Origin of the sequence: Parabacteroides vesiculifaciens (assembly GCF_049860805.1) — a bacterium.
Taxonomy (GTDB): domain Bacteria; phylum Bacteroidota; class Bacteroidia; order Bacteroidales; family Tannerellaceae; genus Parabacteroides.
The window spans coordinates 4313147-4325374 of sequence record NZ_CP187555.1 but is presented as its reverse complement, the minus strand read 5'-3'; the positions used below and the strand labels follow the sequence as shown (position 1 = coordinate 4325374).

Here is a 12228-nt window from a genome sequence, read left to right as displayed (position 1 = left end):
AGGATTGGAATCAATCTTTTTGACACGAATTACACGGATTAACGTAAGCATCCGGACACTTTTTGTATAATCTTTAAAATACCATGTATATGCGCATTATTTCTTATCTGATCTCACTTTTATTGCTCTCCGCGTGTGCGAAAACGCCGCAAAAAGCACCGCTCTCCTTATGGTATGACGAACCGGCTGCCGGTTGGAATGATGCCCTCCCGATCGGAAACGGACGGGCAGGAGCGATGGTTTTCGGTGGAGTTGAAAAAGAGCAACTTCAATTAAATGAGAACACGCTGTATAGCGGCGAACCGTCTGTTGTCTACAAAGACGTAAAGATAACACCTGAAATGTTCGACAAAATCGTCGGGCTGATGAAAGCCGGTAAATATAACACGGCATCCGACCTCGTCTGCAAAAACTGGCTGGGACGCCTGCACCAATATTATCAACCATTCGGCGACCTGCATATCCAAAACAACAAACAGGGAGATGCCGGCGGGTATAAACGGGCGCTGAATATCTCGGATGCTATCGCCACAACCGTCTACGAACAGAACGGCACGCATTACGAACGGGAAGTGTTCGCCTCCTACCCCGACGATGTGATCGTCATGCGCTTGAAAAGCAGCAGGCCGGACGGTATCGACATCTCGCTCGACTTCACTTCTCCCCACCCGACAGCCCTGCAGAAAGGAGCTGACGACCGCCTGATCCTGCACGGACAGGCCCCCGGCTATGTGGAACGGCGTACATTCAAACAGCTCGAAGAATGGGGCGACCAGTATAAACACCCTGAGCTCTATGATGCAAACGGCAAGCGCAAGTTCAACAAACGCATGCTCTACGGCGATGAGATCGACAGGAAAGGGATGTTCTTCGAAGCCCAGCTGAAACCGGTCTTCCCGAAAGACGGAAAATGTGAGATCACCGACTCCGGCATCCACGTCTACGACACGGACGAAGTTTACTTCGTGCTCAGCATGGCAACCAGTTTCAACGGTTTCGACAAAAGTCCGAGCCGGGAAGGTATCGACCCCTCGGCCAAAGCCGCTGGTATCCTGGACAAGGCCCTTTCTTACGACTATCAGACATTGAAACAACGCCATACGGAAGACTACCGTTCCCTGTTCGACCGCGTAGGTTTCGAACTGGTTTCCTCTCCCGAACAAAAGACAATGCCGACCGACAAACGGATCGAACAATTCGCCCAGACAGCCGATCCTGATCTGGCAGCCCTCCTCTTCCAGTTCGGCCGTTACCTGATGATCAGCGGATCACGCCCGGGCGGTCAACCTCTGAACCTGCAAGGGATGTGGAACAAAGACACGATCCCTGCCTGGAACTGCGGCTATACGATCAATATCAACACGGAGATGAACTACTGGCCCGCCGGGCCGGCAAACCTGTCGGAATGCCAGCAACCCCTGTTCCGGATGATCCGTGAGCTGGCGGTGTCGGGAGCCGAAACAGCCAAAAACATGTACAACCGCCGGGGCTGGGTAGCCCATCATAACACGTCCATCTGGCGCGAATCCCTGCCGAACGACAATGTGCCGACAGCCTCTTTCTGGCCGATGGTGCAAGGTTGGCTGTGCAGCCACCTCTGGGAACACTATCAGTTCACGCAAGACGAAGCATTCCTGAAAAATGAAGCCTACCCATTAATGAAAGGCGCTGCCGAATTCTTTGCCGACTGGCTGGTCGACGATGGCAACGGCCGTTTGGTTACCCCTGTCGGCGTCTCCCCGGAAAACACGTTCATCACGGAAGACGGGCAGAAAGCGGCAATGAGCATGGGACCGACAATGGACATGGCGATCATCCGGGAAACCTTCACCCGCACGATCGAAGCCTCGGAAATGTTTAATCTGGACGAACCGCTCCGCAACGAACTGAAAGACAAACTGGCACGCCTATTGCCCTATCAGATTGGAGAACGAGGACAACTCCAGGAATGGATGTATGACTTCAAGGAATGGGAGCCTCAACACCGCCACTTCTCCCATCTGTACGGCTTCCATCCGAGCGACCAGATAACGCCGGACAAAACACCGGAACTGTTCAACGCAGTCCGCAAAACACTCGAGCTGCGCGGCGATCTGGCTTCCGGCTGGTCGATGGGCTGGAAAATAAACTGCTGGGCACGTTTGCTCGACGGCAACCACGCCTACAAAATCATCGCCAACCTGTTCAACCCGATCGGGTTCGGCAACAGCGAGCACAAAGGAGGCGGATTGTTTCGTAACATGCTTTGTGCACACCCTCCTTTCCAGATCGACGGAAACTCCGGCTATACGGCGGGTGTCACCGAAATATTGCTGCAAAGCCATGCCGGGTACATCCAGCTATTGCCCGCTTTACCCGACGTATGGGCGGAAGGCTCCATCTCCGGCTTGAAAGCACGGGGTAACTTTGAGGTCGACATGAACTGGAAAGAAGGGAAACTGGTTAAAGCCGATATCCGCTCGCTATCGGGGAAAAACTGTACGCTTCGTGCCGGGCAGCCTTTCACCGTGAAGCAGAACGGCAAGACGATAGCCACCGCCTCTGCGATCCGGTCTAACGGAAAAGAGTATTTCCAGGCAACATTCGATACACAAAAAGACGGAAACTACAGCATCGTGCGATAAACCCGGCACACCGGAAAGCCAGAGGGTGTGGTCAAAACCCACTATCTTGTCATTCCCTGATAAAAAATGTGTGTGCGCGGAAACATATTACTGTTTCACTATGCTTATTTAAAAATAATCACCTATTTTTGTGGTCTGAACACATTATAAACCATTGATATGGATAAAAAAGTAATAACCTTTGGAGAAATCATGCTTAGGCTGGCCACACCAGACTATCTCCGTTTTTGTCAGAGTGATAAATTGAATGCTACCTTTGGTGGCGGTGAAGCAAACGTAGCTGTATCGTTGGCTAACTATGGTATTGCCACGGAGTTTGTAACCCGTTTGCCCAAGAACGACATTGCTCGTGCTTGCGTAATGGACCTGCGTAAATATGGTGTAGGGACTTCCCACATCGTTTACGGTGGCGACCGTTTAGGCATCTATTTTCTGGAAACAGGTGCGGTAGCCCGTGCCAGCAAGGTTGTTTACGACCGCGCTCATTCGGCTATTTCCGAAATCCAGCCGGGAATGGTAAACTGGGAAGAAGTATTCAAGGATGCATCCTGGTTCCACTGGACAGGTATTACGCCGGCTATCTCACAGGGTGCGGCAGATGCTTGTCTCGAAGCTATCCAGGTGGCAAACCGTATGGGCATCCCCGTATCATGCGACATAAACTACCGCAAGAACCTGTGGAAATATGGCAAAACTGCTTCTGAAGTGATGCCGGAACTGGTTGCCGGTTGCGACGTAATCTTAGGCAACGAAGAGGATGCGGAAAAGGTATTCGGCATCAAACCGGAAGGTTTCGATGTGACAGCCACAAACGGCGAAGTGAATGCGGCCGAATTCGAATCCGTATGCACACAGCTGATGGCTAAGTTCCCGCGTGCAAAGAAAGTGATCATCACATTGCGCGGCGCCATCAATGCCAACCACAATACATGGGGCGGCGTTCTCTATGCCGACGGCAAACTGTACCAGTCCCGTCGCTACGACATTACGCATATCGTCGACCGTGTAGGCGGTGGCGACTCTTTCATGGGTGGCCTGATCTACGGTCTGCTGACCTATACGACAGACGACCAGAAAGCGCTCGATTTCGCGGTTGCGGCTTCTTGTCTGAAACACACGATCTACGGCGACTTCAACCAGGTTACTGTCGATGAAGTTGAAAAACTGATGGGCGGCGACGCTTCAGGACGAGTGTCCAGATAATTAACAATTTAAAATGGCTAAGTACGAATATAAAGTAATCAGCCCTCTCTTTTCTTTAGAAAAAGAGTTGAATAAATGGGCGAAAGAAGACTGGGAGCTTTTCATTTATTCCTGGGGGACAGCAATATTAAGAAGAGAAATTAAAAAATAAACTATGGCAAGATTCAATAAAATGCAGGTACTCGACGCGATCGTCAGCACAGGAATGGTACCTGTTTACTACAATAAAGATGTAGAAGTTGCAAAGCAGGTTGTCAAAGCCTGCTATGAAGGTGGTGTCCGTGCATTCGAATTCACCAATCGCGGTGACTTCGCCCACGAAGTATTTGCAGAACTCAACAAGTTCGCCGCAAAAGAATGTCCCGATCTGGTACTGGGTGTCGGCTCTATCGTGGATGCCGGAACAGCTTCCCTGTATTTGCAATTGGGTGCGAACTTCATCGTCGGCCCGCTGTTCAACCCTGAGATCGCGAAGGTTTGTAACCGCCGCCTGGTTCCGTATACACCGGGTTGCGGTTCCGTTTCGGAAATCGGTTTCGCCCAGGAAGTAGGTTGCGACCTGTGCAAGATCTTCCCTGCCGGCAACGTAGGCGGACCGTCATTTGTGAAGAACATCAAGGCTCCGATGCCCTGGTCCATGATCATGGCCACAGGGGCCGTTGAACCGACAGAAGAAAACCTGTCGGCCTGGTTCAAGGCTGGCGTGACCTGCGTAGGTATGGGCTCCAAACTGTTCCCGAACGAAATGATCGCAACCGGCAACTGGGAAGCTATCTCCTCACTTTGCCGCGACGCACTGGCTACCATCAAAAAATACCGGTAAATGATTTCTGAATTATGATTTATAATTTATCATCAGCGCATAAATCATAATTCAGAAATCATAATTCATAATTCAGAAATCATAAATCATAAATCATAAATCATGAAATCCTTTCTCGATTCAAATTTCCTGCTCCAGTCCGATACGGCTCAGAAACTGTATCACGAACATGCAGCGAAAATGCCAATCATCGATTATCATTGCCACCTGATTCCCCAGCAGATAGCCGACAACTACCAGTTTGCCGACCTGACGGAAATATGGCTGGGTGGCGACCATTATAAATGGCGTGCGATGCGTGCCAACGGCGTGCCCGAAGCATACATCACGGGAGACAAGCCGTCTTACGAAAAGTTTGAAAAATGGGCCGAAACCATGCAGCATGCCATGCGCAACCCGCTGTATCACTGGGCCCACCTCGAACTGAGCCGTATCTTCGGCGTAGACAAGGTGCTGAACCCGTCTACCGCCCGCGAGATCTACGACGAATGTACAGCCAAGCTGCAGACACCCGAATTCCGCGCCCAGGCAATCATGGAACGCATGAACGTGGAAGTCGTTTGCACGACCGACGACCCGATCGATGATTTGAGATACCACGCCCAAATCCGCCAAAGCGGCCTGAAGACCAAAGTTCTTCCTGCCTGGCGCCCGGACAAGGCTATGGCGATCGAGAATGTCGATGCGTATAACGAATATCTGACCAAGCTGGAAGCCGCTGCCGATATGTCGATCCTCAACTTCAAGAACCTGATCGACGCTTTGCAGAAACGTCACGACTTCTTTGCATCACAAGGTTGCAGCCTGTCCGACCACGGTCTGACCACCTTCTATGCAGAGCCTTACACGGATGCTGAGATCGAGGCTATCTTCTTGAAGGCGCGCATGAAGAAAGAGTTGACGGCCGAAGAGATCGACAAATTCCGCTCCGCCATGTTGTACGAGTTTGCCGTTATGGATGCCAAGAGCGACTGGGTACAACAGTTCCACTATGGTGCAACCCGCAACAACAACGCCCGTATGTTCAAGAAGTTAGGGCCCGATACCGGCTACGATGCGATCGGCGATGCAGAGGTCGCTACTCCGCTGGCCCGCTTCCTGAGCCGTTTGGACGAAGAAGGCATGCTGGCAAAGTCCATCTTCTACAACCTGAACCCGCGCGATAACGAACTGCTGATGACGACAATCTACAGTTTCAACGACGGCACGGTTCCGGGCAAGATGCAGTATGGCTCCGGTTGGTGGTTCTTAGATCAGATCCACGGCATGGAAAAACAGATGAACGCATTGTCAGACCTGGGATTACTGAGCCGCTTCGTCGGTATGCTGACGGACTCACGCAGTTTCCTTTCTTACCCGCGTCACGAATACTTCCGCCGCATCCTGTGTAACATCCTGGGCCGCGAAGTGGAAGACGGTTTGCTGCCGGCATCCGAACTGCCGTTCATCGGTAAGATGGTCGAAGATATCAGTTATAATAACGCAAAAGGGTATTTCGGATTCTAAACAATCTGAATACAACAATTCAAAGATATGCCGGACGATTTGTTTATCATTTCGTCCGGCATATTTTTGTTCTTATATTCATGCTGCAAAGAAGAATATTGTTCAGAAGTCAATGCGTACAGCAATCGCCGGTTGTTGCCGCCGGATTGTTCTCCTCATAGTCGGAACAGGCATGAATTGGCTGCCAGCACCGATAGAAAGAGCTTTCTTTTTGCTTTTAGACGAACATACGAACAGCGGAACACTGGCTCCACACAAACCTATGGAAGTAGCCAGCAAACCTGCATCTATGGGATCTGAAAAAGTTGAATTTGCAGCAGCGCGAAGTGCACCCCAAAAAAGCAACGTACCCAATCCCAATCCAAGGCTGATGCCTCCTGCGACCTTAAGTTGCTTCGCTTTTCGAGTATATTTCAGGAAATCATTACCATCGTTCTGATGAGTGTTCATGCAGGAAAATGATAAGTAATTTACCGTAATCTCATTTCCTTTTACCGGCTCAAAACCTTTCGCCTGGAAAGGGAGCAAAGAGATCAGAACGACATATAACAATATTGTGTTTGGAATAATAAAAAACTTTGTCATGGTGTAAATTTTTCAGTTCACTACAAATGTAGTGAAGATTTCCATGCTATTGTCACCACTATTATATTTACTTAACCATTTATTCGAAAGGGATTCAAAGATATGCCGGGCGATTTGTTTATCATTTTCGTCCGGCATATTTTTGTTCTTATATTCATGCTGCAAAGAAGAGTATGGTTTACCAGATATTTGTCAAGGACAAGGCTCAGGATAATGTCTTCCATATAAATTGCCAGATAGAATCATTAATGATGATTTATCGGCATCCGCCCTGTTTCTTTTCTTTTGCCGTCTGCTTCAGCAGACGATATGAAAGGAAGCAAGATATATTTTGTTTTTAAAGGGGATGAATCCCACAAAGGAACCGGCTTTGCCGGAGAATATTATCTACCGTCTGCTGAAGCAGACGGCAAAAGAAAAGAGACATGGGGACACCGGTAAATCATCATTTACCGCCATCTTCCTCCCCTTCGCGGTGTCTTTCTTTCAACTAAGTCAAAAGATACGGGGAACTAAGTCAGGATATGCAGTAAACTAAATCGGAAGATGCAGGGAAGTATGAATAGGTAGTACTACTTATTGGCGATACATAGTACAATGTATGCTCTATAGGTTGTACAATGTATTGCGGATTGGTAGTAAGCAGGTATGGATAGTTTCATGCATGCCATGATTTTGTTCACTGCATGGTTTGGATTAGTTTACTGCATGCTTTGGGGTAGTTTGTAATATCGGGTTCTTTTTGAAAGGGGATGAAGGGTGGGTTATTGTCCTGCAAAAAGGGAAAAGCGGGTGTCGGTGGGTGTCGGTTAGAGAAGGGAACCGACACCTGTTAAGTAGATATGGATCAGCAAATTGCGCGGAAAGGTGTCGGGTGTCGGTGATAATTGCATAATTTATTTATAAAATCATGATAAGAGGATGCAATATTATTTTTTCTTTGACTTTGCGGCATAGGTCCTGATTCTCTCCTCACAGCTTTGCCTGGTGATATCCCGAAGCTGTTCCACTTTGGGAATAAGCGCTTCAATATCTTCTTTGGTGACGCGGAAGAGTTTGTTGTAGCGAGCCTGAATGTACGCATTCTGCAACAGATCAAAAAGCCGCTTTTCCTCTTCCGTATCGCGGGGAAAAGCTTTGGATAAGTCCAGGGAATGTGTTTTAGCTTTGGCTGACAACTCTATCAGGCTGTGCTCTTTGGGGCTATACAACGTAAAAGTTAAAATGAGACTTTTATAGTAATTCTCACAAGCCTGATGAAGATGGAATGATGCTATTTTATAATCCTGATCACTGTATGAATGGCAGGCACTGCGCAAGAAACTATTTGCATGTTCAAACTTTTCTGTGTAATACTCCTCTGCCAGCTCCTTTATCTCCTGAAAGTTCAGTTTACGGCGACGAGCCAGTTTATGACGCCCGCTGTCATAAAGCATAATGCCCTCGCGTTTGATGTCCGTATAGAAATAACGGTTTTTAAGGATGGCTTTATTCAGGTCGTCGATGCTTTCATTAATAAACTGGATGGTGGTCGATTCGTACGGGTTCTTTCCTTTATAATAATTGTCTATAGCCTTGTTCAGTATATTATTGATGGCAAAATTTTGGAAGCGGGTAGCGGTCACAACCAAAATATCATAATCACTCATAAAACAGGTGCGCACGCCATATTCGATACGTTGGTCGTAATCAACGTATGTATTTCGGGCATAACTTCCATAAAGGATTATCATCTCGCAATCAGGAAGTACTTCCAGCACGCACTTGACAATTCTTCTGAGGTCCTCCCGTTTCTGTTCGGGAAGGTAGTTGATGGATGTTTTCATGCTTCGTTATTCTATGTGTGACAAATGTATTTTATCTTCTTTTCGCCTTAGCCGCCGCCTCTTTGGCCTTTTGGGCTTCGCGGCGGGCTTTTTCTTTGGCTTTCAGCTTTTCTTTGTATTCGCGTTCCTTCTGCTTACGCTCTTTTTCCTTTTGTTTCAGGCGCTCCTTATACTCGCGCTCTTTCTGCTTGCGCAGTTCTTCGCGGGCTTTGAGCTTCGCCTTGCGTTCGGCTTCGACCTGTTGCAGTTTAGCTTTGCGGTCACGTTCGAGTTGTTTTTCCCGTTCGGCTTTAGCTTTCAGCAAAGCTTCTTCTTCGGCTTTCTGCTTCTTCAGAAGTTCTTCGTTTTCTTTTGCTTTCTTTTCCTGCAATTCCTTCTCGGCTTTCTGCTGGGCTTCGAATGCTTTGCGGGCTTCTTCCTTGCGGGCTTCGGCTTCAGCAGCTTCGCGCTTGCGGAGCGCTTCGATCTCTTTCAGCGTGAGTTCCTTCGGTTGTTCGACAGGAACGACAACGGCGGGGACGGTGTCGGATGATGCCGGAACGACCGTATCTTTTGCAGCCGGTTGCACGAAGGCGGTATCAGCAACGGCAGGAAGGATCGTCTCGGCCTTGCGGACAGTTGTCGTGTCGGCCGCCGGGAGTTCAACCGGGATCGTGTCTTTTACGACTGACTGTTCTGCGGCCTGCTGCTTCTGTTGTTCTTTCGGACGGACGGTCTTCTTGACCGGTTCGGGCTTTTCTTCCCGGACTTCTGTGCCAGGTGTTTCCTCCGGAATGTTGTCAGAATCCTGTGCTTTTGTTTCTTCCGCCTCGGCTTTTGCTTCTTCTTCTTTGATCTGTTCGGCAGTCATGCGAGCTTTCCAACGGGCGGCCAGTTCGGGAGCGGCCTCGCCGAAGTTCTCCTGGAAGAAGTCGACATATTCCTCAAGCGTCTTTCCACGCATCAGCGTTTCGTAGTTGTCGTCGGAGATCGGAAGGATGGCGACATTCTTGTCCAGCGCGGTTGCATAGCCGTCTGCCCCGTAGATCATCTTATAATAATGGAGGATTTCATCCAAGTTGAAGAAGCCGTGGATCGTCAGCATACTCATCGGCCCAGCCTCTTCAAAGCTCAGGTCGAACTCCTTCACCATAAAGTTGGCGAAGTTATAGGCGGCAACGGCGAAAAGCAACTGGTTCCGGTCGAGTGTTCCGGTCGGGTACATCAGCATCATCCGGTAGGATGTGTTCGGCTCTGCCGTGAACGTACGGGCCGAATCGGCAGCCGAAAGCATACCGTCTTCCCCCAGGCCGAAGCGCAGGTTCCAGCTCATTCCCTTGATACCGCCCTGGACCATCATGCGGCCACGGAGGACACCTTTCAGCATCTCGCCCGCCAGTTCCGTCACATCGGCGGTCGGATATTTCTCAACCAGTGCTTTCAAGGCGTTCTTGAAACCTTCGGCATCCCCGGCCTGCACATAAGTCAACGCTTCGAGGAACATGAACTTAGGCATCAGGTCTGCCAACGGGTATTTGGCGCTGACATTGCGGTAGTTGCGACGGACGGTGACGGTGTCTTCCGCCAGATAGCTCGCATAGGTCGCCTGGTAGATCGAATCCTGCACCTTGTCCATCATCCGGATATTATATTCATAGTTCGGATCGGCAATCGCAACCGCATAATCCGATTCCGGGAAAGTCGTGACCAACTTATTCTTATAGGCGGTAGCCAGCGTTGTGTTGCCGGAACGAAGCGCCATCAGGTAGACCTGGTAGTAGCTTTCCAACAAGTGGTTATGCTTCGGGAAACGGCGTTCCAGTTCTTCAAAGGCTTCGGTGGCCAGCGGGATGTCTTCAAGCTTGTCTTTATAGATCATGGCCATGTTATAGAGGCCGTCTTCTATGATGATGTTGGATGCTTCTATATCTTCGGGCGTCAACGGAAGTTGCTGGATGTAGTATTCGCGCGTTTTCGGGTCATCGGATGCGACCGCTTCCAGGCCGGCTTCGAGCGAATCGGCAGGTAGAGGTTGTCCGTCGGCTCCCACTGCTATGGAATCTGCCGATGCCATATCTTCTTCACCCTCCATATTCTCGTTGAAAGTAGACATCTCTTTCTTGCGGCGGCGCCAGTTGTCTTCGAGCGCACGCCGTCCCCACTTACGCTGGAAAGCGGTCTTTCCCTGCGATACGGCCTGCGGGTTGTAGAAGTAGAAACCGGAGCCGCCGGATGTCGTCGGCAAGGTGATGCCGCCCGTTTCCGTTCCCGGCCGGTCGATGCCGGTGCCTTTTGCCTCCTGTTCCGCCAGATAGGCTTCTTTCTCGGCAAGCGCTTTGGCTTCTTCTTCCTCCTTCTTCACCTGTTCGATGATCTTATCGATCACGGCAAGACGTTCCGCCTCCGGCATTTTGGCAAGCGTTTGCAAGCTATCCTGCAAATGAACCGCCTCCACATGTACGACCAACTCGTCCAAGATAGCGGACAGTTTGGAGACCCGTTCATAATCTTTATATTCTTTCCGGATGCCGGACAAAGCACCGCTAAAGTTGGGCTGTGCCTTGACATAGTCGCGTTTCTGGAAATAAAGGTCGCCCAACTTGATCTGGCAGATCGCCTTATCCAAGCCGTTCTGAGTGCTTTTCTCCACGCCCAACTCATAATTCCGGATGGCATTGACCGTATCTTCACGGCTCATATAGACATTGCCCAACGCATAATAGACCTGGTCGAGCAGGTCCTTGTTCTTCTCGCTTTTCGCCATCCGTTGCAACATCTTCACCACTTTCTGGAAATTCCCGCCGGTAAAAACTTCCGTCTGGCGAATGCGGGCGGCAAATTCCAACTCATACGGAGGATTGGCTTTGATCACTTGCCCGAACATCTGGTAGGCAAGTCCGTTCTGATCCTGTTCGGCATAGATCTGCCCCAACAGGTACTTCATGCGGGTACGCTGGCGGCGGTTCTTCTCTGCCTTGATCGCCGTCTTGAAGTAGGGGACGGCTTCTTCATATTGTTTGTTCTTCACTAAGTAGTCGGCATAGACCGTCGCGTACTGGTTCAGGTTCTTGCGGGGGATGCCATTCGTATTCAGTTTCCCTAAGATATCTTCCGCCTCATAGAACCATTCCATCTCGGAATAGCAACGGGCTTGCCAGAGACGGGCTTCGGCCACAACTTCTTCGTCATGGGCATAGTGGCGGGCAATGTAGGAGAAGGTGGCAGATGCCTGCAGGAAGTCGGCGTTATAGAACTGCGCCTGTCCCATCATCAGCCAGCACTTTTTCAGGAACGGATTATATTCTTCCTGTTCCTGCCAGGCACGCTGCTTGGGATCGTTACGCCATCCCGGTTTCTTGGCCGGCTTTGCCTTGATGGAGTGGAGCTTGATCGCTTTATTGCTTTTCTCGATCGCCCGGTCGAAGGGGCCTCCGGTTTCGGCCTTGTCTTTGGGTTGCGCGCTGACCGGATACATCAGGATCATGTCGGAATAGCTTTCTTTATAACCATTCTGCATCGAAAGCAACGCTTCGTCAAAAGATGTCTTTCCGTTGAAATAGATATTATAGCGGGAATTGAACGCATGATAGAAGCGGCTTGCCTTGGTGTTCTTTTTCGTACTGCAAGACCAAAACAAAGAGACAATTAATAATGCAATTATATAGTAGAAACCTTTCTTCAT

8 protein-coding genes are annotated in these 12228 nt (G+C 49.7%); 5 read left to right on the top strand and 3 right to left on the bottom strand.

The features are described 5' to 3' along the window. The first annotated feature begins 89 nt into the window (after window positions 1-89). The 5 genes from ACPYIV_RS17110 (at window position 90) to uxaC (ending at window position 6156) form a co-directional block, all read left to right on the top strand. Window positions 90-2624, top strand: a complete 2535-nt coding sequence (locus ACPYIV_RS17110; protein ID WP_425884207.1) for a glycoside hydrolase family 95 protein — start codon at window positions 90-92, stop codon at window positions 2622-2624. 159 nt (window positions 2625-2783) lie between these two features. After that, window positions 2784-3827, top strand: coding sequence for a sugar kinase (locus tag ACPYIV_RS17105; protein ID WP_186928405.1), 1044 nt, complete (start codon window positions 2784-2786; stop codon window positions 3825-3827). 13 nt (window positions 3828-3840) lie between these two features. After that, the gene (locus ACPYIV_RS17100) at window positions 3841-3978 is read left to right on the top strand and encodes a hypothetical protein (RefSeq protein WP_293734699.1); all 138 of its coding nucleotides are present in this window, start codon (window positions 3841-3843) and stop codon (window positions 3976-3978) included. A gap of 3 nt (window positions 3979-3981) precedes the next feature. Next, window positions 3982-4650, top strand: coding sequence for a bifunctional 4-hydroxy-2-oxoglutarate aldolase/2-dehydro-3-deoxy-phosphogluconate aldolase (locus ACPYIV_RS17095; RefSeq protein WP_300762553.1), 669 nt, complete (start codon window positions 3982-3984; stop codon window positions 4648-4650). A 102-nt stretch (window positions 4651-4752) separates the two neighbouring features. Next, entirely contained in the window at window positions 4753-6156 is a 1404-nt protein-coding gene (gene uxaC / locus ACPYIV_RS17090; protein WP_425884204.1) for a glucuronate isomerase, read from the top strand. A 102-nt stretch (window positions 6157-6258) separates the two neighbouring features. Here uxaC and ACPYIV_RS17085 read toward each other — a convergent pair whose 3' ends face one another. The 3 genes from ACPYIV_RS17085 to ACPYIV_RS17075 all read right to left on the bottom strand — a co-directional run bounded on the left by ACPYIV_RS17085 (window position 6259) and on the right by ACPYIV_RS17075 (window position 12228). Then, window positions 6259-6741, bottom strand: coding sequence for a hypothetical protein (locus tag ACPYIV_RS17085; protein WP_425884202.1), 483 nt, complete (start codon window positions 6739-6741; stop codon window positions 6259-6261). Window positions 6742-7670: 929 nt separating this feature from the next. Then, window positions 7671-8567: a HEPN domain-containing protein gene (locus ACPYIV_RS17080; RefSeq protein WP_425884200.1), complete on the bottom strand. Its 897-nt coding sequence runs from the start codon at window positions 8565-8567 to the stop codon at window positions 7671-7673. 31 nt (window positions 8568-8598) lie between these two features. Continuing rightward, window positions 8599-12228 carry a tetratricopeptide repeat protein gene (locus ACPYIV_RS17075; RefSeq protein ID WP_425884198.1) on the bottom strand — a complete coding sequence of 1210 codons (3630 nt, stop codon included), beginning with the start codon at window positions 12226-12228 and terminating at the stop codon, window positions 8599-8601.

Coding starts and splice junctions, on each gene's coding strand:
- uxaC (WP_425884204.1), top strand. CDS start 4,753: ATGAAATCCTTTCTCGATTCAAATTTCCTGCTCCAGTCCGATACGGCT.
- ACPYIV_RS17100 (WP_293734699.1), top strand. CDS start 3,841: ATGGCTAAGTACGAATATAAAGTAATCAGCCCTCTCTTTTCTTTAGAA.
- ACPYIV_RS17085 (WP_425884202.1), bottom strand. CDS start 6,741: ATGACAAAGTTTTTTATTATTCCAAACACAATATTGTTATATGTCGTT.
- ACPYIV_RS17095 (WP_300762553.1), top strand. CDS start 3,982: ATGGCAAGATTCAATAAAATGCAGGTACTCGACGCGATCGTCAGCACA.
- ACPYIV_RS17075 (WP_425884198.1), bottom strand. CDS start 12,228: ATGAAGAAAGGTTTCTACTATATAATTGCATTATTAATTGTCTCTTTG.
- ACPYIV_RS17105 (WP_186928405.1), top strand. CDS start 2,784: ATGGATAAAAAAGTAATAACCTTTGGAGAAATCATGCTTAGGCTGGCC.
- ACPYIV_RS17080 (WP_425884200.1), bottom strand. CDS start 8,567: ATGAAAACATCCATCAACTACCTTCCCGAACAGAAACGGGAGGACCTC.
- ACPYIV_RS17110 (WP_425884207.1), top strand. CDS start 90: ATGCGCATTATTTCTTATCTGATCTCACTTTTATTGCTCTCCGCGTGT.